Raw genomic sequence first — 22,084 nt, 5'->3', positions numbered from 1 at the left:
GGAGCGAGGGGCCGGTGCCGCGACGACCCGACCCCGGGGGACGGGGCCGGGTCGTCCGGACGGCCGACGACGCCGCCCGCCCGGTGCGGAGCCGGGGCGGGCGCCGTCGCGCGGGTCAGCGAGCGCCGAGCGCGTGCTCGAGCGCGAGCTGGTTGAGGCGGACGAAGCCGAAGCCGCGCTCGGCGACCGCGTCGACGTCGAGGTCCTCGTAGGACGAGGTGTCGGCGAGCAGGTCGTCGAGGGTCTCGCCCTCGGCGAGCGTGGGCTGCGACAGCTCGAGCACGCCGGCGGCCTCGAGCGCCTCCTGCACCTCGGGGTCGGCGCGGAACGCCTGCGCGCGCTCCTTGAGCAGGATGTACGTCGCCATGTTGGCCGACGCCGAGTCCCACACGCCCTGGAAGTCCTCGGTGCGCGACGGCTTGTAGTCGAAGTGGACCGGGCCGTCGTAGCGGGGGCCGCCACCCGGGAAGCCGTTCTCGAGCAGGTCGACCGTCGCGAACGCGGAGAACAGGTCGCCGTGGCCGAAGACGAGGTCCTGGTCGTACTTGATGGACTTCTGGCCGTTGAGGTCGATGTGGAAGAGCTTGCCCGCCCACAGCGCCTGGGCGATGCCCTGCGTGTAGTTGAGGCCGGCCATCTGCTCGTGGCCCACCTCGGGGTTGAGGCCGACGATGTCGGCGTTCTCGAGGCGGTCGATCAGGGCGATCGCGTGGCCGATCGTCGGCAGCAGGATGTCGCCGCGGGGCTCGTTCGGCTTGGGCTCGATCGCGATCTTGAGGTCGTAGCCCTTGCTCTTGATGTACGCGGCGACGGTGTCGATGCCCTCGGCGTAGCGGTCGTGCGCGGCCTTGAGGTCCTTCGCCGAGTCGTACTCGGCGCCCTCGCGGCCGCCCCACATGACGAACGTCGACGCGCCGAGCTCGGCGGCGAGGTCGACGTTGCGGACGACCTTGCGCAGGCCGTAGCGGCGCACGCGGCGGTCGTTCGACGTGAACGCGCCGTCCTTGAAGATCGGGTGGCTGAAGGTGTTGGTCGTGACCATCTCGACCGTGATGCCGGTGTCCGACAGCGCCTGCTTGAAGCGGTCGAGGATGCGGTCGCGCTCGGCCGCGTCGGAGCCGAAGGGCACGACGTCGTCGTCGTGGAACGTCACGTGCGCCGCGCCGAGCTCGGCCAGCTTGTGGACCGACTCGACCGGGTCCAGCCACGGCCGCGAGGCGCTGCCGAACTGGTCCTGGGCGTTCCATCCGACGGTCCACAGGCCGAAGGAGAACTTGTCGTCGCGGGTGGGCTTGCGGACCATCACGGACCTCTCGTCGTCGAGTGCCCTCGCGCGGCGGGGTCTGCCGCACGAGATTTGTTGTATGGATGAACTTATGGCGGATCCCGGCTAGGGTCAACCCCGTGAAGGCGACGGCGGCGCGGCAGGGGAGCCTGCGCGAGCACAACCTCGGGCTCGTGCTGCGCCAGGTGCTCGACGCGGCGGCGACCGGTGCCACCCCACCGTCGCGCGCCGACGTCGCCGCCGCGACCGGACTGACCCGGGCCACCGTCTCGTCGCTCGTCGACCGTCTCGTCGCCGGGGGGCTCGTCGCCGAGCTCGACCCCGTCCCGACGCAGCGCGCGGGTCGTCCCGCCGTCCCGCTCACCGCCGCCGCCGGCACGCTCGCCGCCCTTGGGGCCGAGGTGAACGTCGACTACCTGGGCGTCCGCGTCCTCGACCTGTCCCGCGGCGTCCTCGTCGAGCACGTCGAGCACGGCGACTTCCGGGGGAGCCACCCGACCGACGTCCTTCCCCGCCTCGGTGCCCTCGTCGATGCCGCGGTCGACGAGCTCGCCGCACTCGCCGTGGCACGCGAGCCCGACCAGCCGCGTGGTCCGCTCCGGCTCGCGGGCGTCGGCCTCGCGCTGCCGGGTCTGGTCGACGCGCGCGGCGGTGCCCTGCGCTACGCCCCCAACCTCGGCTGGCGCGACGTCGACGTCGCCACGCTCGCCGCCCGCGCCTCGCGGACCTTCGCCGCCCACCCGCCCCGGCTCGCCAACGAGGCCGACCTCGCCGCGCGCGCCGAGGCCGACGTCCGCCGCGCGCCGGGCCGGCGCCCGTCGTTCGTCTACGTCTCCGGGGAGATCGGCGTCGGTGGCGCGCTCGTCCTCGACGGCGACCTCTTCAGCGGACGCCACGGCTGGGCGGGCGAGCTCGGCCACACGCTCGTGGGCGACGGTCGCACGCTCGAGCAGGTCGCCGGGCAGGACGCGCTCCTGCGCGCCGCGGGTCTGGACCCGCACGACGGCCTCGACGCGCTCGTCGCCGCGGCCGCCGCGGACGCCCCGGGGGTGCGTGACGCCCTGACCGCCGCGGGCGCGGTCCTGGGCGCGGCGCTCGCCAACGTCGTCAACCTCGTCGACGTCGGTCACGTCGTCCTCGGCGGCACGTACGCGTCGCTCGCCGACCACGTCCGCGAGCCCGTCCTCGCCGCGCTGCACCGGCACGTCATCGGCGCCCCCTGGGCCGAGCCCACGGTCGACGTCGCACGGGCCGGCGACCACGCCGCGATGACGGGCGCCGCCCTCACGGTCCTGCGCGCCGTCGTCTCCGACCCGTCGGCCTGGCTCGTCGACGGTACCGACCCCGCCTGACCGCGACGCCCCGCGCGCGCCGCCTCCGCCGGACGGCGACCGCTGCCTCCGTCCTCGCCTGACGAGGCCGCCGACCGGCCGTCGGCGTCGCCACCGCTCGGGCGCGGACGTCGTCGGGTGCGGTGCTGCGGCCAGGTCTAGGCTCGACGGCCGTGACTCAGCTCTGGATCGGCACGTACCCCGAGGCAGGCGCCGGCACCCCCGTGGGGCTCGGTGAGGGCATCTGGCGGGTGACGCTCGACGACGCGACCGGTGCGCTCGGCGACGCGTCGCTCGTGGTCACGCTGCCGTCGCCGTCGTTCGTCGCGGCCTCGCCCGACGGGCGCACGCTGCACGCCGCGCTGGAGGTCGAGGACGGCGAGGTCGTGACGCTCGCGGTCGACGAGGACGGCGGGCTGACCGAGCGGTCGCGTCGAGCGTCGGGCGGCGCCTACCCGTGCCACGTGTCGACCGACGTCGACGGCCTCGTCGCGGTCGCCAACTACGGGTCCGGCCACCTCGGGCTGCTCGCGGCCGAACCGTCGGACGACGACGCCGCACCGGCCGCGTACGGCCACGAGGGCAGCGGCCCGGTGACCGACCGGCAGGAGGGCACCCACGCGCACTACGCGATCCTCGCGCCCGGCGGGCGGCACCTCCTCGTCGCGGACCTCGGGACCGACGAGCTGCGCCGCTACCGCGTCGTCGACGGCGGGGTCGAGCCCGACGGGATCGCCGCGACCCTGCCGCCCGGGACCGGCCCGCGGCACGTGGGCTTCGCCACCGACGGCCGCACCGCGTACGTCGCCGGGGAGCTCGACGTGCAGGTCCACGTGCTGACGTGGGACCCCGAGACCGCGACCGGCACCGCGAAGCAGACGGTTCCCGCGGTCGTCGGCGCGGCGACCGGCGACGACACCGGCCGGACGGACCCGGTGCGCCACCCCGCGGGTGCTCTGCCGTCCCACCTGGCCGTCGACGGCGACGAGCTGCTCGTGACGGTCCGCGGCGCCGACGTCCTCACGCGGTACGCGATCGGGCCGGACGGGAAGCTGTCCGACGGCCGCTCGCACCCGCTCGGCGGGCACTGGCCGCGCCACTTCGCGGTCGTCGGCCCGTGGGTCGTCGTCGCCCTGGAACGCGCGCACCGCCTGGTGGTGCTGGCCGGTTCGGGCGAGGTCGTCTCGACCCTCGACCTTCCGTCGCCCACCTGCGTCCTCCCCGCCTGACCACTCGTCCTGCCTGCTCCCTTCTGCCGCCTGACCACTCTTCCTGCCTGCCCCTCCTCCTGCTCGACCACCCATCCTGCCTGCCGGCGGGGTGGCGGGGGAGCGTGAGGTGGTCCTGCTGTGGCCGCTGCGGGCGCGCGGGGCGGCGCGGCGTCGTGACCGAATCGTGACCTTCTGCACTTACTGCCCTGTAAGTCTTTGTGGTCGACTGAGGCCAGCCGCGGGCGTACGCGATGCCGGGCGGGCGAGGGAGCCCGTCGACGGCAGGCCGCGGTCTCCGGCCGGTCAGGGGCCCGGCCGTGGTGTCACGAAGGAGTGACCGTGCTGCGTGCCCGTCCGACCCTGCGCACCCGCAGGGCCCCCGCCCACCCGCTCGGCGCCACGCGGACCGGCGTCCGCTCCGGCCCGCAGCGGTCCCCGCTGACAGCCGCCCTCGCGGCGCTGGCCCTGGCCGCCCCGCTCGCGCTCGTCGCGACGGTCACCGCCACCGCGGTCGCGCCGCCGGCAGCAGCGGCCGCGACGCCCGGCGACCTCGCGCACACCGGCACGGCGACGGCGTCGCAGTCCCAGGCGGACGCGGACGGCACGTTCCCGGCGTCCGCGGCGGTCGACGGCGACCCGGCGACGCGCTGGGCGAGCGGCAACGGCCCGGACGAGGACGTCGAGTTCACGGCGTGGCTGCAGGTCGACCTGGGCACGACGGCCGAGGTCGACCGCGTGGTGCTCGCGTGGGAGGCGGCATACGCGACGGCCTACGACGTGCAGGTCGCGACGACCGCGCCCGACGACCCGGCGTCGTGGACGACGGTGCACACCGAGCCGGCGGGCGACGGCGGCACCGACGAGGTCACGCTGGCCACGCCCACGGACGCCCGCTACGTGCGGGTGCAGATGAACGAGCGCACGAGCTTCGACTGGGAGGCGCCGGTCCTGCACTGGTACGGCTACTCGCTGTTCTCGGTCGAGGTGTTCGGCACGCCCGAGGCGGTCCCGGTGGCCTTCGGCGCGTCGACGGCCACGGTCCCTGCCGGCCAGACGGCGCAGGTGCCGGTGGTCCTGGCGACCGCGGCCGACGCGGAGCGACGCGTCCGCGTCACCAGCACGGGCGGCACGGCGACCGCGGGCGGTGACTACGCCGCCGTCGACCAGGTCGTCACGTTCGCGCCCGGCGCCACCAGCGCGACGGTCGACGTCGCGACGGTCGACCACGGCCCGCTCGCCCCGGCCCGGACGGTGGTCCTCACGCTGAGCGACGCGTCGGACGGCCTGGTCCTGGGCGGCCGCGCGACGACGACGCTCACGATCACCCCGCACGGCTCCCTGCCCGACGTCGGCGCCGTCACGGTGCTCGACGACTACGAGGACGGCGTGCCGCAGGGCTACACGACGTGGGGGATCAGCGCGCCCGTCACGCCCGTGCTCACGACGGCTCCGGGCGACCGGCCGGACGGCGGCGACGTGCTGGTCGCGACGGTTGGTGGCACGCCCGCGCCGGGCGACTGGTTCGGCTTCACGCACGACCTCGCGCCGACGGACTGGTCGGACCACGACGGGTTCACGTTCTGGTTCCGCGGCACGGGCGACGGCGGGCTGCTGCGCTACGAGCTCAAGAGCGGCGGGCAGCTGTTCGAGGAGCGCGTGGTCGACGACACCGCGGGCTGGCGGCAGGTGAGCGTCGCGTTCGCGAACCTGCGCCTGAAGAACGACCCGGCGAGCGACGCGCGCTTCGACCCGACGGCGTCGACGGGCTTCGCGGTCACCCTCACGGACCTGGGCGCGGGCGCGTGGCAGCTCGACGACGTGGCCCTCTACGACCGGGTGACGACGATCGAGGACGCCGAGGGCGACGTCCCGATCGCGGAGCCCGGCACGACCGTCGGCCTGTTCACGTGGGGCTCGGCGGGCGCGGAGGTCTCGCTCGACGTCACGCAGCAGGACCGCGAGGGCGGCCCCGCGGACAACCACGTCCTGTCGGGCGAGTACCTGATCCCGTCGGGCGGCTGGGGCGGCTTCAGCCAGAACCTCGCGGCGGCGCAGGACTGGTCGTCGTTCCGCGGCATCCGGCTGCTCTGGTACGCGTCGCAGGACACGCGTCCCGCGTCGCCGACGGCCGGTGACGACATCAAGGTCGAGCTCAAGGACGGCGGTCCGGACGGCGAGCACTCCGAGCTGTGGGCGACGACGTTCAAGGACAACTGGTCGCCCGACGGCAGCCGCTGGAAGCTCGTCGAGCTGCCGTTCGACCAGTTCACGCTGGGCGGCTACCAGCCGGGTGACGAGGCGACCCGCAACGGCACGCTCGACCTGACGTCGGCGTGGGGCTACGCGCTGACGTTCGTGCCGAACACGGCGAACGCGGTGCGCTGGGCCGTCGACGACGTGCAGCTCTACGGCTCGGCCGTCCCGGCCCCCACGGCGGAGGTGACGCCCGCGCAGGACGTCGTCCTCGTCGACCCGGGGGAGACCGCGCAGGTGCCGCTCACCCTGACCACCACCGACGGCGCACCGTTGCCGGAGGACGTCACCCTCACCTACGCCACGACGAACGGGACCGCGACGGCGGGCGAGCACTACGACGCCGCCGACGGCACCCTCACGTTCGCCGCCGGCACCCCGTCCGGCACGACGCAGACCGTCGACGTCACGACGCACGCCACGGCCGCGCAGGACGACGCCCGCACGCTCGAGCTCGCGCTCACGGCGACGGGCGCCGCGGTCGACCGGAACCCGCGGATCGTGCTCAACGCCGTCGGCGCGCCGTACCTCGACCGCGACCGGCCCACCGCCGAGCGCGTCGAGGACCTGCTCGGCCGCATGACGCTCGCGGAGAAGGTCGGTCAGATGACGCAGGCCGAGCGCCTGGGCCTTCGGTCGTCGACGCAGATCGGCGAGCTGGGCCTCGGCTCGGTGCTCTCGGGCGGCGGCTCGGTGCCGCAGGACAACACGCCGGCGGGCTGGGCGGACATGGTCGACGGCTTCCAGCGCGAGGCGCTCGCGAGCCGGCTCCAGATCCCGATCGTGTACGGCGTGGACGCCGTGCACGGCCACAACAACGTGGTCGGAGCGACGATCTTCCCGCACAACACCGGTCTCGGAGCGGCGCGCGACGCGGACCTCGTCGAGCGCGTCCAGCAGGTCACCGCGCATGAGGTGCGCGGCACGGGCGTCCCGTGGACGTTCGCGCCGTGCCTGTGCGTGACGCGCGACGAGCGCTGGGGCCGCAGCTACGAGTCGTTCGGCGAGGACCCGGCGCTGGTCACCGCGATGGCCGAGGCGGCCGTGACCGGCCTCCAGGGACACGACCCGGCCGACCTGTCCGGCCCCGACAAGGTGCTCGCGACCGCGAAGCACTGGGTCGGCGACGGCGGCACGACGTACGTGCCGGAGCAGGCGGGCAACGGCTACCCGATCGACCAGGGCGTCACGCACGTCGCGTCGCTCGACGAGCTGCGGCGCCTGCACGTCAACCCATACGTCCCCGCGATCGAGGCGGGCGTCGGGACGATCATGCCGTCGTACTCGGCGGTCTCGGTCGGCGGCGGCGACCCGGTCCGCATGCACGAGAACGGCGCGCTCAACACCGACCTGCTCAAGGGTGAGCTCGGCTTCGACGGCTTCCTCATCTCCGACTGGGAGGGCATCGACAAGCTGCCGGGCGGCACGTACGCGCAGAAGGCGGCGCGGGCCGTGAACGCGGGGCTCGACATGGCGATGGCGCCGTACAACTTCGGCGCGTTCATCACGTCGACGGTCGCGAACGTCGAGGGCGGCGTCGTGAGCGAGGAGCGCGTCGACGACGCGGTCCGCCGCATCCTCACGCAGAAGTTCGCGCTCGGGCTGTTCGAGCAGCCGTTCGCCGACCGCATGCACACCGCGGACCTCGGCTCGGCGGAGCACCGCGCGGTCGCCCGCGAGGCGGCGGCGCGCAGCCAGGTGCTGCTCAAGAACACGGGCGCGCTGCCGCTCGCGAAGGACGCGCACGTGTACGTCGCGGGCTCGAACGCCGACGACCTCGGGAACCAGATGGGCGGCTGGACGGTCTCGTGGCAGGGCGGCTCGGGCGACACGACGACGGGCACGTCGATCCTCGAGGCGATCCAGGCGGTGGACCCGTCGGTCACGTACTCGGAGGACGCGTCCGCGCCCGTCGGCGACGCGACCGTCGGCGTGGTCGTCGTCGGCGAGACGCCGTACGCGGAGGGCGTCGGCGACGTCGGCAACAACGGCAAGAGCCTGTCGCTCTCGACCGCGGACCGGACTGCGATCGACACCGTGTGCGCCGCGGTCGACTGCGTCGTGCTCGTCGTCTCCGGACGTCCGCAGCTCGTCACCGACAAGCTCGACGCGATCGACGCGCTCGTGGCGTCGTGGCTGCCGGGCTCCGAGGGTGCGGGCGTCGCGGACGTGCTGTTCGGCGACCAGCCGTTCACCGGTCGCCTGCCGGTCACGTGGCCCGCGTCGGCGGACCAGGTGCCGGTCAACGTGGGCGACGACGCCTACGACGCGCTGTACGCGTACGGCTGGGGCCTGCGCACGGACGCGCAGCGCGACCGCCTGACGACGGCCGCCGAGTCCCTGCCCGCCGGCGACGCGCGCGACGCCGTGCAGGCCGTGCTCGACGCCGACGTCTGGGCCGACGGCACGCTCGACCCGGCTGCCTACGGCACCTCTGTCCCGTTGCTCGCCGACGCCGCCGCAGCGCTCGACGGCACCGACCGGACCACGGCGACCGCGGCCGGGCTCGTCGTGTCGCTGCTGCGTGACCTGGCCCAGGCGGCGGTCGTCGCGGGCAGCGCGCCGGCCGACGCGGCCTCGGCGACCGCCGACGCCGAGCACCTCCTCATGGCGGGCTCGGCCGGCGAGGCGGCGGACCTGCTCGCGCAGGTCGCGGGCGTCCCGACGACGGCCCCGGTCGCGTCGACGACGTCGCTGCAGCTGCCGTCGTCGACGCCGTTCGGCAAGGCGGTCGTCGCGAAGGTCACCGTCCGCGCCGAGGGCGTCACGCCCCAGGGCACGGTCGAGATCCGGGTCGACGGCGAGGCGGTGGCGACCGGCACGCTCACGGCCAAGGGCCGCGACCAGGCGGTCGCCGAGGTCCGGCTCCCCGCGGACCTCGCCGCCGGGCGGCACACCGTCGTCGCCGTCTACGGCGGCACGGCGTCGACCGACCCGCCCGTCGCGGCGTCGACGTCGGACGCGCGTCGCCTCACGGTCGGCAAGGTCCGGCCCGAGGTCCGCACGGCCGGCACCGACTGGACCGTCGGCCGCGACGACCCGAAGCAGGTGCACGTGCAGGTCGACGGCGTCGCGGACCACGGGCCCACGGGCACCGTGACCGTGTGGCTGAACGGCCGTCAGGCCGCGACGGGCACGCTCGACGCCGACGGGCACGCCGTCGTCGACCTCCCGCGGTCCACGCGCACGTCGCTCGTCGTGGTCACGTACGGCGGCGACGGGACCTACCTGGCGTCGCTCGCGCTCCCGCGGATCCTCGTCGTGCGCTGACCCACGTCCGGCGGCGGGCGGCCGGCTGACCCCGGCCGACCCGCCGCCGGACGAGGCTCGCGGTGGGCGGCCGGGCCGGCGCCGGACTCGACTCGTCCGTGGCCGGCCGCCGCGTCCGACCACGCGCCGGCCGCCACGTGACGGGCATCTCCCGCCCCGCGCGGCGCTCACCCCGCTCCGGGGGCGACAATGGGCGCAGACAGCCGCCCGTCCTCAGGAGCCCACGTGACCTCGGAGCATGCCCCGCGCGTCGCCATGCTCTCGGTCCACACGTCGCCGCTCGACCAGCCGGGCACGGGCGACGCGGGCGGCATGAACGTCTACGTCCTCGAGCTGTCGAAGGCGCTCGCGGCCCGTGGCGCACGCGTCGAGATCTTCACGCGCGCCACGTCGTCGGACCTGCCGGAGACGGTCGTCGTGCCGGGCACGGACGCGCACGGCCGCACCCTGACCCGCGACGAGTCCCGCGCGGTCCTGCTGGCCGACGACGTCGACGCCGGCATCGTGCCCCCGGTCCTGGTCCACCACGTGCCCGCGGGCCCGTTCGAGCGGCTCGACAAGAACGACCTCCCGGGCGTGCTGTGCGGCATGGCCGCGGGCGTGCTGCGCTCCGAGGCCGCCCGCCGGCCGGGCTGGTACGACGTCGTGCACTCGCACTACTGGCTGTCGGGGCAGGTCGGCCAGATCGCCGCGGACCGCTGGGAGGTCCCGCTCGTCCACACGTCGCACACGCTCGCGCGCGTGAAGAACGCCTCGCTGGCCCCCGGCGACGAGCCCGAGCCCGGTGGGCGCGTGCTCGGTGAGGAGGAGGTCGTCGCGGCCGCCGACGCGCTGGTCGCGAGCACGCCCGTCGAGGCCCGCGAGCTCGTCGACCTGTACGGTGCCGACCCCTCGCGCGTGCACGTCGTCGAGCCCGGCGTGGACCTCGACCGCTTCGCCCCCGTCCCCGACGCCGACCGCCGCGCCGCCCGTGAGGCGCTCGGCCTGCCCGCCGACCGTGGCGTCGTCCTGTTCGCGGGCCGCGTCCAGGCGCTCAAGGCCCCCGACGTGCTGGTCCGCGCCCTCGGCGTGCTGCGCGCGACGGGCCGACCGGTGCCGCTGCTCGTCGTGCTCGGAGGCCCGAGCGGCCGGTCCACGGCGGTCCGGGAGCTCCAGGCCCTCGCGGCGGTCACGGGTGTCGCCGACGACGTGGTCGTCCGCCCGCCCGCCGACCGCGACAGCCTCGTGCGCTGGTACCACGCGGCCGACGTCGTCGCGATGCCGTCGCGCAGCGAGTCGTTCGGCCTCGTCGCGGCGGAGGCCCAGGCCAGCGGCGTCCCCGTCGTCGCCGCGGCCGTCGGTGGGCTGCGGACGATCGTCGACGACGGCGTGTCCGGCCGGCTCGTGCGTGGCCACGACCCCGCGGTGTGGGCCGACGTGCTGGCGGACGTGCTCGCCGACGATGCCGTGCGGTCCGCGTACGGGGAGGCCGCGCGCCGCAGCGCCGAGCGGTTCGGCTGGTCCGCGGCCGCCGACCAGGTGCTCAAGGTCTACGGCGTCGCCGCCGAGGCCCGCCGCTCCCGCTGACCCCGCTCCAGCAACCCCGCAGCCGACCGCGGCCCGGCAGCACGACCTGCGCCCCGTCCCAGGGACGGACGTCCCGGCGACGCTCCGCGCACCCTGCGGCAGGATGGGCGCATGACCTACACCCTCGTGCTGCTCCGCCACGGCGAGAGCGAGTGGAACGCCAAGAACCTGTTCACCGGCTGGGTGGACGTCCCCCTCTCGGAGAAGGGCGTCGAGGAGGCGAAGCGCGGCGGCAAGCTGCTCACGGACGCGGGCGTGCTGCCCGACGTCGTCCACACGTCGCTCCTGCGCCGCGCGATCACGACCGCGAACTACGCGCTCGACGCCGCGGACCGCCTCTGGATCCCGGTGAAGCGCAGCTGGCGCCTCAACGAGCGCCACTACGGCGCGCTGCAGGGCAAGGACAAGAAGCAGACGCTCAGCGAGTACGGCGAGGAGCAGTTCATGCTCTGGCGCCGCTCGTACGACGTCCCGCCGCCGGACATCGAGCTCGGCTCGGAGTTCTCGCAGGACACCGACCCGCGCTACGCGGGCGAGCCGATCCCGCGCGCCGAGGCCCTCGCGCAGGTCCTCGAGCGGGCGCTGCCGTACTGGGAGTCGGACGTCGTGCCGGACCTCCAGGCTCGCAAGACGGTCCTCGTCGCCGCGCACGGCAACTCGATCCGCGCGATCGTCAAGCACCTCGACGACGTCGACGCCGACACGATCGCCGGCATCAACATCCCGACGGGCATCCCGCTGCTCTACGAGCTCGACGAGGAGACCCTCGAGCCCGTGACGAAGGGCGGCACGTACCTCGACCCCGAGGCCGCCGCCGAGGCCATCAAGGCCGTCGCGAACCAGGGCCGCTGACCGAGGGCCCTGCAGGAACCACGAAGGCGCCGCCACCCGAGCAGGGGTGGCGGCGCCTTCGTCCGTCCGGCGCGAGACCGCGGTGCTGCAGTCCTGGCGTGCCCGACGTCAGCGTGGTGTCAGGTGGCCGAGCGGTCGAGCTCCTGGCTCAGCACGCCCGTGACCAGGTAGGTCACGCGGCGGGCGATCGACACGCCGTGGTCGCCGAAGCGCTCGTAGTAGCGGCCGAGCAGCGTGACGTCGACGGCCTCCTGGATCGAGCCGTCCCAGCCGCCCGACAGCAGCGCGGCGAACGTGTCCTCGTGCAGCTCGTCGAGCAGGTCGTCGTCCTGCTCGATGCTCTCGGCCAGCGGCAGCTCGTGGTTGGTGAGCAGCGTCGTCGTGCGGCGCGCCACGCGGACGGCCGCGTCGTGCATCTCGGTGAACGTGCCCGACAGCCCGTGCGGGATCGCCTGCCGCGGGTAGCGGCCGCGCGCGACCTGCGCGATGTGGCGGGCGAGGTCACCCATGCGCTCGAGCGTCGCGCTCATGCGCAGCGCCGACACGACGATGCGCAGGTCGGTCGCGACGGGCTGCTGCTGGGCGAGCAGGAGCACGCAGCGCTCGTCGAGGTCGCGCTCGATCGCGTCGATCTCGACGTCCGCCGCGATGACCGACTCCGCGAGCGTCACGTCCGCCGTGAGGAGCGCGACACCCGCGTCGGTGATCGCGCGCTCGACCCGGCCGCTCATCGCGACGAGGTCGTGGCCGAGCTGCGCCAGCTCGGCGTCGAAGATGTCCCGCATGTAGTCCTCTCCTGCTGCGGCCCGCTGCCGCGCGGTCGACAGGCTCGCACCGCCAGATGAACGGCTGGACGCGTCGAGGTGAACGTGCGACGGCGGTCCTCGGCAGGAACGTCACCCGGATGCTCTCGCTTCGGCACCGTTTGCCCGATACGTTCGCCTCGTGAGCGTCCGGCACGTGGCGCAGGTCGGGGCACCGGGGGTCAAGGTCACGACACCTCCCCTGGGGCTCCACGTCGTGCCGCGACCGGGTCCGACGGCCGAGCTCGAGGCCGCCGTCGCGGGCCACCGGGTCGCCGCGGTGGTCGCCCCCGCGGGCTTCGGCAAGACGACGCTCGTCGCCGCGTGGGCCGCCCAGACCGCGCACCCCGTCGCGTGGCTCACGCTCGACGAGGCCGACGACGACCCCGTGAGGCTCGTGCGGGGGCTCGAGGCCGCCGTCGCCGTGGCCGTCCCTGACGCCGATCGCACCGCCCTGCGCCGCGCCGCGGCCTCGGCCGACCGGGGTGCGCGTGGCCGTCTCGACGCGCTGCTCGTGGCGCTGGGCGCCCGCTCCGAACCGCTGGTCCTCGTCGTCGACGACGTCCACGCGGTGCACGGCCCCACCGCGCGCGACGTGCTCGGCCGCCTCGTCCGGTACGCGCCCCCGTCGCTGCACCTCGTGCTCGTCGCGCGCGCCGACCCGGGCGTCCCGCTGCACCGGCTGCGCGTCGCGGGCGAGCTCGGCGAGGTGCGCGCGGTGTCGCTCGCGCTCGGCGCCGACGAGGTCGTCCGGGTGGCCGCCGCGGCGGGCGTGACGCTCGACCGCGCGGCCGGCGAGCAGCTGCGCGCGCTGACCGACGGCTGGGCGGTCGCGGTGCGCATGATCCTCATGGGCGTCGCGACGGGCCCCGACGTGGCGCGCCGCCTGGGTGCGGTCCCGTCGAGCGCGGTCCCGGTCGCGGACTACGTCGTCGACGAGGTCCTGGCCGGGCTGCCCGCGCCGCTCGGGGCGTTCGTGCTGCTCGCGACCGTCGACGACGTGATCGACCCCGGGCTGGCCGAGGCGCTCGTGCCCGGCGGCGCCGCGCTGCTCGACGACTGCGTCGCGCGCGGCCTGTTCCTCACGCCGGCGACGACCCCGGACGCGACCGCGTACCGCTGGCACGGGCTGTTCGCCGCGCAGTGCCGCGTCCTGCTGTCCCGCCGCGACCCGGCCGCGCTGACCGCCGCGCACCGCACGGTCGCGCACCACCGCCGCGACACCGACTGGCCCGCCGCGGTCCGGCACGCGTGCGCCGCGGGCGACGGTGCGCTCGCGGTCGACGTCCTGCAGGCGCACTGGCCCGAGGTGCTCGTCGCGGGCGACACGACGCTGCTGCGTCGCCTGTGCGCCCTCGTGGTCGCGCAGGGGCGGCGCGACGCGTGGCTGCTGCTCGCGCAGGCCGCCGCCGACCTGCTCGACGGGCGCGGCGACCCGACGGTCTTCCCGCAGATCCAGCGCGTCGTCGCCGCGTGGGGGCCCGACGACGAGCTGCTCGCGCAGGTGCTCGCGAGCGCGCTCGGCTCGTCGGTCGGTCCGGACGGTGTCCCGAACGACGCGCACGACGCGCCCACCGTGGACCTCGACGCGGCGGGTGTCGCACCGCCGACCCGCGCGCTCGCGCTCTACCTGCTGGGCCGCACCGAGGCGCACGAGGGGCTCGCCCCGGCGACCGCCGCGGCGCACCTCGCGCACGGTGCGGCGGCGGCCGACGCGGCGGCCCTCCCGACGGTCGCGAGTGCGTGCCGTGCGGAGCGCGCGCTGCTGCTCGCCGACGCGGGCGAGCTCGCGGTCGCGGACGCCCTCGCGGTCGACCTGCTCGCCGCCGACGGGGTGCGGACGGGTGCGCTCGCGCCCGCGCACCTGGTCCGCGGGCTCGTCGCGTACTGGCAGGACCGGCTCGGTGACGCGCGCGCCGACCTGGAGGACGCCCTCGCGCTCGCCGGTCCCGCGCAGCTCGCGGTCGCGGTCCGCGCCGCGGCGACGCTCGCGCTGGTCTGCCACGCGCAGGACGACCGTGCGGCGTTCGAGCGGGCGCGCCGCCGGGTCGAGGACGCGCTGCAGACGACCGGAACCGGGGGAGCGCGGCACGCGGTGCCCGCCGACGACCCCGGCGCCGAGCAGCACGTGAGCCTCGACGTGCTCGGGCGGATCGCGACCTCGCACTGCCGGACGTCGGTCGACGTGGTCGCGGTGCTGCAGCGCGCGCTCGTGCTCGCCGAGGACGACGAGCACGCCGCGCACCGGATGCTCGAGCGCGCCCTCGACGTCGCCGAGCCCGCGGGCGTCCGACGACCGTTCGTCGAGCTCGAGCCGCTCCTGCACGACCTGCTGCTCGAGCACCTGCGGTGGGGCAGCACCCACGAGGCGCTCGTCGCGAGCCTCGTCGCCGGGGACGCGCCCCGGCGAGCGCAGCGCGGCGGGTGGGGCAACCTCGAGCTCACCGAGCGTGAGCACCAGGTGCTCGTACGGCTGCGGTCGACCATGACGACGACCGAGATCGCCGCGGTCCTGTTCGTCTCGACGAACACCGTCAAGACGCACCAGCGCTCGATCTACCGCAAGCTCGGCGTCGCCGGCCGTCGCGACGCGCTCCGCGTCGCCGCGGAGCGCGGCCTCCTCTAGACGGGGCCTGCGCCCTCCTCTCGACGCGGTCCGCGCCCTCAGTCCTCGGCGGGGTCCGGGACGGCGTGCGCCTCGACCAGCACGAGCCCCAGGTCGTGCAGCAGCGCGACGACGCCGGTGAGCGCCGCGGTGTCGGGCAGACGGCACGAGAGCACGGTCCCGTCGGGGGTCGCGGTGGCCACCACGTCGGCGTGCTCGCGCAGCAGCTGCTCCAGGTCGGCGCCCCCCGGCGACCCGTCCACGCGGATGTGGTAGAGCACGGCAGCTCCCTCGTCGGACCGACCGGACCAGGGTCCCGAGCAGGGGTACCGCGTGCCTCACGCCCGTCGGGTGATATGCGCGGCGGCGCCCGTCCGGCAGTCACCCGGCGCGGGTGAGGCACCGCCCGCGCGCGCCGCGCGACAGTGTCGGCGAGCGGCCCGGACCAGGGCCGACGGCGGTCGACGAGAGGGGCACGCGATGGCACGCACGGTGACGGGCTGGGTCGGCTGGGTCTGGTTCGGCGCGTTCTGCCTCCTCACCGTGGGGCTGTTCAACGTCGTGTCCGGGCTGATCGCGGTCTTCTCGGAGGACAAGGTGCTCGCGTGGTCCGGCCAGGGCGTGACGATCGTCGACGTCTCCACGTGGGGCTGGGTGCACCTGATCCTCGGCGCCGCGATGGTCGCGCTCGGGCTCGTGCTCTTCACCGGCGCCGCGTGGGCCCGCTGGACCGCGAGCGTGCTCGTCGTGCTCAACCTGGTCGCGCAGTTCGTGTCCCTGCCGATCACGCCATGGTGGTCGCTCGCGGTGATCGTGCTGGACGTCGTGGTGCTGTGGGCGCTGATCGTCCACGGCGAGGAGGTCGAGCGGGCCGTCTCCTGACGGTCCGGACGGACGAAGGGAAGGCGCACGATGACGACGTTCACCGCGTGGAAGTTCGACAGCCCCGACGGTGCCCGGCGCGCGGAGACCGCGCTCAAGGAGGCCGCGAAGGACGGGCTCGTGACGATCGTCGACCACGCGCTCGTGGAGTGGCCCGCTGACGCGGCCCGCCCGGACGTGCACCACAGCAACGACGACAAGAAGCGCGGCGCGGGCTGGGGCGCGTTCTGGGGCCTGCTGTTCGGCGGCATCTTCTTCGTCCCGCTCCTCGGTGCGGCCGCGGGCGCGGCGATCGGCTCGATCTCCAAGGCGGTCGCCGCGGTCGGGATCGACGAGGCGCAGCTCCAGACCATCCGCGAGCAGGTCACGCCCGGCACGTCGCTGCTGTGCGCGGTGACGACCGACGGCGACCTCGACCGGCTCGGCGAGCGGTTCCACGGGCTGCACTCGACGCTCGTCGCGACGAACCTCACCGAGGGCGAGCGCTCGACGCTGCTCGAGACGTTCGGCTGACGGGCCGGGTCGACACGGGGGCCCGCCGTCCGCGGCGCGGTGAACGGTCGCGGACGGCTCGGTGAACGCTGGGCGACGGTCCCGGCGCAGACGTGCGGCGTCGTCGGTGCTCTCCCGTCGGCGGCCTACGCTGGAGGCGTGGACGGGTTCGACGGCCTTGCGCTGCTCCTCGCCGGCGGCCTCGGACTGCTGACCGGCATCGGGGCCACCCTGGCGTTCCGCGTGAGCGAGCGCGCCCAGAAGGTCCCGGTGGCGCTGCCGGAGCCCGAGCTCGACGAGGGGCTGGTGAGGGCGCTCGCGGTCCTGCGCTCGGCGGCGATCGTGCTCGACGAGGAGGACACGGTCGTGCGGGCCAGCGCGCCCGCGCACGCGCTCGGCCTGGTCCGCGACGGCCGGATCGTGCCCGCGTCCATCCGGGAGATGATCGCCGCGGTGCGGCGCGACGGCGTCATCCTCGACGAGGAGCTCGAGGTCCCGCGCGGCCCGGTCGGCTCCGGCATCCTCATGGTCCAGGTGCGCGTCGCGCAGGTGACGCCCCGCCACGTGCTCGTCCTCGCGGAGGACCTCACGCAGGCCCGCCGGATCGAGGCGATGCGCCGCGACTTCGTCGTCAACGTCTCGCACGAGCTCAAGACGCCGGTCGGTGCGCTGCAGCTCCTCGCGGAGACCGTGCACGACGCGGCGGACGACCCCGACGCGGTGCGCCGCTTCACCGACCGCATGCAGGCGGAGGCGGCCCGGCTGTCCGCGCTCGTGCACGAGATCATCGAGCTGTCCCGCCTGCAGGTCGCCGGCGCGGTCGGCCAGGTCGCGGTCGTCGACGTCGACGCGGTGCTCGCCGAGGCCGTCGACCGTGCCCGCACGCGCGCCGACGCCAAGAAGGTCCGGCTCGACATCGGCGGCGTGCACGGCACGCGCGTCCTCGGCCAGCACGACCTGCTCGTCACGGCGGTCCGCAACCTCGTGGACAACGCCGTCGCGTACTCGGGCGAGGCCGCGCACGTCGGCGTCGGCGTGCGCGAGGTCGACGGCCTGGTCGAGATCGCGGTCGTCGACGAGGGCATCGGCATCCCGGCCGCCGAGCAGGAGCGGGTGTTCGAGCGGTTCTACCGCGTCGACCCCGCGCGCTCGCGCGACACCGGCGGCACGGGCCTCGGCCTCTCGATCGTCAAGCACGTCGCCGCGGACCACGGCGGTGACGTGGCCGTCTGGTCGCAGCCCGGGCGGGGGTCGACGTTCACGATCCGCCTGCCGCGCGCGGACCTCACCAGCTCGGACGTCGTCGACCTGACGTCCACGACCATCCCCCAGGGAGACACCGTGCGGCGGAACGCCTCATGACCCGCATCCTGCTCGTCGAGGACGAGGAGTCGTACCGCGAGCCGTTGACGTACCAGCTCGAGCGCGAGGGCTACGACGTGGTCACCGCCGCGACCGGTCCCGAGGCGCTCGAGCGGTTCGAGGAGCACGGCGCCGACCTCGTCCTGCTCGACCTCATGCTGCCCGGGCTGCCCGGCACCGAGGTGTGCCGCCGCCTGCGGCTCACGAGCGACGTGCCCGTCATCATGCTCACCGCGAAGGACGACGAGATCGACAAGGTCGTCGGCCTGGAGCTCGGAGCCGACGACTACGTCACCAAGCCGTACTCGTCGCGCGAGCTGCTCGCGCGCATGCGCGCCGTGCTGCGTCGCCGGGAGGCCGCCGTCACCGCCGGTGCGACCGCGGCACCCGCGGGCCCGGTCGTCGAGGAGGAGCTGCTGGTCAGCGGCCCGGTCGAGCTCGACGTCGACCGGCACACCGTGAAGGTGCGCGGCGAGGTCGTGCCGTTCCCCCTCAAGGAGTTCGAGCTGCTCGAGATGCTGCTGCGCAACGCGGGCCGCGTCCTCACGCGCGGGCAGCTCATCGACCGCATCTGGGGCTCGGACTACGTCGGCGACACCAAGACGCTCGACGTCCACGTCAAGCGCGTGCGCGCCAAGATCGAGGAGGACCCGGCCAACCCGACCCTCCTGCTCACGGTGCGCGGCCTCGGGTACAAGCTCGAAGAGGCTTAGCCCGGCCGTCCCGTCGCCCGAGACCGTGACCTCCGCCCGAGACCGCGACATCCATGTCGCGGTCTCGTCGCGTCGTCGCAGGTTCGGCGGCACGCGGGCGTCCGATACGTCCGGCACGGCCTGACGATCAAGGCCGCCGCGCACTTCGTCGGCCACCGTTCACCCGTGGTTCACCCACCGCCGTCCGGCGCGTCACGTGGGCTTCCTACCGTCGGCCTCGCCGCGCACACCCCGGTGCCGGCACGAAAGGACGGACCACAGTGAAGCTCTCCCTCCACCGCCGCGCCGGGGCGGTCGCCCTCACCGGCGCTCTCGCCCTCGCGCTCGCGGCGTGCGGATCGGACGACCCGACCGGCTCCGGCGACGCGACCTCCGGATCCGACGAGAGCGTCAGCACCCTCAGCGGTGAGCTCAACGGCGCGGGTGCCTCGTCGCAGGAGAAGGCCATGGACGCGTGGCGCGCCGGCTTCCAGAGCGGCAACCCCGACGTCACCGTCAACTACGACCCGGTCGGCTCGGGCGGCGGTCGCACCCAGTTCCTCGAGGGTGCCGTGCAGTTCGCCGGCACCGACTCGGCGCTGAACGAGGAGGAGCTCGCCACCGCGCAGGAGACCTGCTCGGCCGAGGCGATCGACATCCCCGTGTACGTCAGCCCCATCGCCGTCGTCTTCAACCTCGAGGGCATCACCGAGCTCAACCTCTCGGCGACCACCATCGCGGGCATCTTCGAGGGCACCATCACGAGCTGGGACGCGGCCGAGATCAAGGCCGAGAACCCGGACGCGACGCTCCCCGCGGTCGCGATCACGCCCGTGCACCGCCTCGACGAGTCGGGCACGACGAAGAACTTCACCGACTGGCTCGGCAAGGCGTCGGGCGGCGCGTGGGCCCACGAGGCCGACGGCAACTGGCCGATCGAGGGCGGCGAGTCCGCGCAGGGCACGTCCGGCGTGATCCAGACGGTCCAGGGCGGCAACGGCACGATCACCTACGCCGACGAGTCGGCCGCGGGCTCGCTCGGCAAGGCGTCGATCAAGGTCGGCGAGGAGTGGGTGGCCCCGTCGGCGGACGCCGTCGCGGTCGCGCTCGACGCGTCGCCGCGGGCCGAGGGCCGTGCGGAGCACGACATCGTCATCGACATCGACCGTGAGACCACGGAGTCGGGTGCCTACCCGCTGTTCCTCGTCTCGTACGCGGTCGCGTGCCTCCAGTACGAGGACGCCGAGACGGCCGACCTGGTCAAGGGCTTCCTCGGCTACGTCGTGAGCACCGAGGGGCAGGAGGCGGCCGCGCAGGCCGCGGGCTCCGCGCCCCTGTCGGACGCGCTCGCGGCCGACGCGCAGGCTGCCGTCGAGGCGATCGCCGCCGCGTGACGGCACGCCGGTGACCGACCCGCACCGGGGGGATGCGGGTCGGTCACCGGCTCCTCGCACGTGGGGCGCCTGCGCCCGCCCCCTCTCTCAGATCAGGAGAACCGTGACCAGTACGACGAGCCCCCCGACGGCGGGCCGACGCAGCGACGGGCCGCCGTCGCGCCCCGCTCCGGCCCTGCGCCGCTCCGGCCGCGTGCGGGACCGGGGCGCGAGCCGTGTGTTCCGCTGGGCCGCGACCGGTGCGGGTGCCCTCATCCTGGTCGTCCTCGCCGCGGTCGCGGTCTTCCTCGTGCTGCGCGCGTGGCCCGCGCTCACGACGCCGGCCGCCGAGCTGACCGAGAAGATCACGTGGCTGCGCGGCGCGGACTCGCTGGCCGCGTTCGTCGGCCCGCTCGTGTTCGGCACGGTCCTCGCCGCCGCCCTCGCGCTGCTCATCGCGACGCCCATCGCGCTCGGCATCGCGCTGTTCATCTCGCACTACGCGCCGCGCCGGCTCGCGTCAGGCCTCGGCTACCTGGTCGACCTGCTGGCCGCGATCCCGTCGGTCGTCTACGGCCTGTGGGGCGCCCTGGTGCTCGCGCCGCTGGTCCAGCCGGTCTGGGCGTGGCTCAACCGGTACCTCGGCTGGATCCCGCTGTTCGGCGGCGACGTGTCGCCCACCGCGCGCGTCATCCTCACGGTCGGCCTGGTGCTGGCCGTCATGCTGCTGCCGATCATCACCGCCGTCAGCCGCGAGGTGTTCCTGCAGACGCCGCGCCTCCACGAGGAGGCGGCGCTCGCGCTCGGCGCGACCCGCTGGGAGATGATCCGCACCGCGGTGCTGCCGTTCGCGCGCTCGGGCATCATCTCCGCCGCGATGCTCGGCCTCGGGCGCGCGCTCGGCGAGACGATGGCCGTCCTGATGATCCTGTCGCCCGGGTTCCTCTACTCGTTCAAGCTGCTCGTCGCCGGTCAGCAGCAGACGATCGCCGCGAACATCGCGGCGCAGTTCCCCGAGGCCAACCCGCTGGGCGTCTCCGCGCTCATCGCGACGGGCCTCGCGCTGTTCGTCATCACGCTGCTCGTCAACATGGCCGCCCGCGCGATCGTCGCGCGCCGCAAGGACTTCTCGGGAGCCAACTGATGACCGCCGCCACCGCTCCCGTCGCCCCCGCGGGCGACGCCGACCTGCGTCGGGTGCTGTCCGCCGTCGACAAGGGCCGCCGCCGCCGCGACCGGCTCATGACGGGCCTCGTCGTCGGCGCGTTCGTCGTCGCGATGCTCCCGCTGGTCTCCGTCACGTGGACCGTGCTCGCGCACGGGATCGAGCGGTTCGACGCGTACTTCCTCACGCACTCCATGCGCGGAGTCTTCGGCGGCATGGACGCCGGCGGCATCTACCACGCGATCGTCGGCACGGTCGAGATCACGCTCTTCGCGACGCTCATCTCGGTGCCGATCGGCCTGCTCACCGCGATCTACCTCGTCGAGTACGGCCGCGGCGCGCTCGCCCGGTCGGTGACGTTCTTCGTCGACGTCATGACGGGCATCCCGTCGATCGTCGCGGGCCTGTTCGCGTACGCGCTGTTCGCCGTGATCCTCGGCCCGGGCGTCCGGATGGGCATCGTCGGGTCGGTCGCGCTGTCCGTGCTGATGATCCCGGTCGTCGTGCGGTCCTGCGAGGAGATGCTGCGGCTCGTGCCCAACGAGCTGCGCGAGGCGGCGCTCGCGCTCGGCGTGCCGCGGTGGCTCACGATCGTCAAGGTCGTGCTGCGCACCGCCGTCGCGGGCATCGGCACGGGCGTGATGATCGCGATCGCGCGCGTCATCGGCGAGACCGCCCCGCTGCTCGTCACGGTCGGCGTCATCGACTCGATCAACTTCAACCTCTTCGAGGGCCGCATGATGACGCTGCCCGTCTACGTGTACCGGCAGTACCAGCAGGGCCTCGTGCCGTGCGCGCCGGACGCCGTCGACTGCGTCGCGACCATCAACTACGACCGGGCCTGGGCCGCCGCGCTGACGCTGATCCTCATCGTCATGCTGCTCAACCTGGTCGCGCGCCTCATCACCCGCTTCTTCGCTCCCAAGAACCTCGGCTAAGGAC

Annotated in this window: 16 protein-coding genes; 13 read left to right on the top strand and 3 right to left on the bottom strand. The window is 74.6% G+C overall.

All coding sequences use genetic code 11. The features are described from left to right. Nucleotides 1-115 precede the first annotated feature (115 nt). A complete protein-coding gene (gene xylA / locus KOV94_RS04715; RefSeq protein WP_124342035.1) occupies nt 116-1,303 on the bottom strand; it encodes a xylose isomerase in 1,188 nt (395 codons plus the stop codon). 101 nt (nt 1,304-1,404) lie between these two features. Here xylA and KOV94_RS04710 point away from each other — a divergent pair, with 101 nt between their 5' ends. The 5 genes from KOV94_RS04710 (at nt 1,405) to KOV94_RS04690 (ending at nt 11,768) form a co-directional block, all read left to right on the top strand. Next, on the top strand, nt 1,405-2,637 hold the full coding sequence (locus tag KOV94_RS04710) for an ROK family protein (protein WP_200829648.1): 1,233 nt from the start codon (nt 1,405-1,407) through the stop codon (nt 2,635-2,637). Between the two features lie 152 nt (nt 2,638-2,789). After that, nucleotides 2,790-3,845, top strand: coding sequence for a lactonase family protein (locus KOV94_RS04705; RefSeq protein ID WP_218051338.1), 1,056 nt, complete (start codon nt 2,790-2,792; stop codon nt 3,843-3,845). Nucleotides 3,846-4,166: 321 nt separating this feature from the next. Then, nucleotides 4,167-9,350: a glycoside hydrolase family 3 N-terminal domain-containing protein gene (locus tag KOV94_RS04700; RefSeq protein ID WP_218051337.1), complete on the top strand. Its 5,184-nt coding sequence runs from the start codon at nt 4,167-4,169 to the stop codon at nt 9,348-9,350. Nucleotides 9,351-9,575: 225 nt separating this feature from the next. After that, a complete protein-coding gene (locus tag KOV94_RS04695; protein WP_372449441.1) occupies nt 9,576-10,916 on the top strand; it encodes a glycosyltransferase in 1,341 nt (446 codons plus the stop codon). A 111-nt stretch (nt 10,917-11,027) separates the two neighbouring features. Next, entirely contained in the window at nt 11,028-11,768 is a 741-nt protein-coding gene (locus tag KOV94_RS04690; protein WP_218051335.1) for a phosphoglyceromutase, read from the top strand. 119 nt (nt 11,769-11,887) lie between these two features. Here the strand turns inward: KOV94_RS04690 and phoU are convergent, their stop codons facing one another. After that, a complete protein-coding gene (gene phoU / locus KOV94_RS04685; protein ID WP_124344576.1) occupies nt 11,888-12,553 on the bottom strand; it encodes a phosphate signaling complex protein PhoU in 666 nt (221 codons plus the stop codon). 160 nt (nt 12,554-12,713) lie between these two features. Here phoU and KOV94_RS21160 point away from each other — a divergent pair, with 160 nt between their 5' ends. Continuing rightward, on the top strand, nt 12,714-15,197 hold the full coding sequence (locus tag KOV94_RS21160; protein WP_218051334.1) for a LuxR C-terminal-related transcriptional regulator: 2,484 nt from the start codon (nt 12,714-12,716) through the stop codon (nt 15,195-15,197). A 38-nt stretch (nt 15,198-15,235) separates the two neighbouring features. Here the strand turns inward: KOV94_RS21160 and KOV94_RS04675 are convergent, their stop codons facing one another. Continuing rightward, nucleotides 15,236-15,457, bottom strand: coding sequence for a DUF8691 family protein (locus KOV94_RS04675; protein ID WP_124341666.1), 222 nt, complete (start codon nt 15,455-15,457; stop codon nt 15,236-15,238). Nucleotides 15,458-15,656: 199 nt separating this feature from the next. On the opposite strand from KOV94_RS04675, the gene KOV94_RS04670 reads away from it, so the two are divergent. The 7 genes from KOV94_RS04670 (at nt 15,657) to pstA (ending at nt 22,080) form a co-directional block, all read left to right on the top strand. Then, nucleotides 15,657-16,058 carry a DUF7144 family membrane protein gene (locus tag KOV94_RS04670; RefSeq protein WP_124341665.1) on the top strand — a complete coding sequence of 134 codons (402 nt, stop codon included), beginning with the start codon at nt 15,657-15,659 and terminating at the stop codon, nt 16,056-16,058. Nucleotides 16,059-16,088: 30 nt separating this feature from the next. Next, nucleotides 16,089-16,571, top strand: coding sequence for a DUF1269 domain-containing protein (locus KOV94_RS04665; RefSeq protein ID WP_124341664.1), 483 nt, complete (start codon nt 16,089-16,091; stop codon nt 16,569-16,571). 138 nt (nt 16,572-16,709) lie between these two features. Then, nucleotides 16,710-17,912: a sensor histidine kinase gene (locus KOV94_RS04660; RefSeq protein WP_124341663.1), complete on the top strand. Its 1,203-nt coding sequence runs from the start codon at nt 16,710-16,712 to the stop codon at nt 17,910-17,912. Further along, the gene (locus KOV94_RS04655) at nt 17,909-18,625 is read left to right on the top strand and encodes a response regulator (protein ID WP_124341662.1); all 717 of its coding nucleotides are present in this window, start codon (nt 17,909-17,911) and stop codon (nt 18,623-18,625) included. Before KOV94_RS04660 ends, KOV94_RS04655 begins: the two co-directional genes overlap by 4 nt. Before the next feature lie 260 nt (nt 18,626-18,885). Next, on the top strand, nt 18,886-19,998 hold the full coding sequence (locus KOV94_RS04650) for a phosphate ABC transporter substrate-binding protein PstS (protein ID WP_218051333.1): 1,113 nt from the start codon (nt 18,886-18,888) through the stop codon (nt 19,996-19,998). 103 nt (nt 19,999-20,101) lie between these two features. Next, the gene (pstC, locus tag KOV94_RS04645; RefSeq protein ID WP_124341660.1) at nt 20,102-21,121 is read left to right on the top strand and encodes a phosphate ABC transporter permease subunit PstC; all 1,020 of its coding nucleotides are present in this window, start codon (nt 20,102-20,104) and stop codon (nt 21,119-21,121) included. After that, on the top strand, nt 21,121-22,080 hold the full coding sequence (pstA, locus tag KOV94_RS04640) for a phosphate ABC transporter permease PstA (protein ID WP_124341659.1): 960 nt from the start codon (nt 21,121-21,123) through the stop codon (nt 22,078-22,080). The genes pstC and pstA overlap by 1 nt, the downstream gene beginning before the upstream one ends. The last annotated feature ends 4 nt before the right edge of the window (nt 22,081-22,084 follow it).

Origin of the sequence: Cellulomonas algicola (genome assembly GCF_019024305.1) — a bacterium.
Classification (GTDB): Bacteria; Actinomycetota; Actinomycetes; order Actinomycetales; family Cellulomonadaceae; genus Cellulomonas; species Cellulomonas algicola.
Note: the sequence above shows the minus strand (reverse complement) of the source record. Positions and strands in the feature narration are given on the sequence as shown.

What these genes read in the sequence shown, in the direction of transcription:
- xylA (WP_124342035.1), bottom strand. Translation starts at nt 1,303, where the DNA reads ATGGTCCGCAAGCCCACCCGCGACGACAAGTTCTCCTTCGGCCTGTGG.
- KOV94_RS04690 (WP_218051335.1), top strand. Translation starts at nt 11,028, where the DNA reads ATGACCTACACCCTCGTGCTGCTCCGCCACGGCGAGAGCGAGTGGAAC.
- phoU (WP_124344576.1), bottom strand. Translation starts at nt 12,553, where the DNA reads ATGCGGGACATCTTCGACGCCGAGCTGGCGCAGCTCGGCCACGACCTC.
- KOV94_RS04670 (WP_124341665.1), top strand. Translation starts at nt 15,657, where the DNA reads ATGGCACGCACGGTGACGGGCTGGGTCGGCTGGGTCTGGTTCGGCGCG.
- KOV94_RS04665 (WP_124341664.1), top strand. Translation starts at nt 16,089, where the DNA reads ATGACGACGTTCACCGCGTGGAAGTTCGACAGCCCCGACGGTGCCCGG.
- KOV94_RS04655 (WP_124341662.1), top strand. Translation starts at nt 17,909, where the DNA reads ATGACCCGCATCCTGCTCGTCGAGGACGAGGAGTCGTACCGCGAGCCG.
- pstA (WP_124341659.1), top strand. Translation starts at nt 21,121, where the DNA reads ATGACCGCCGCCACCGCTCCCGTCGCCCCCGCGGGCGACGCCGACCTG.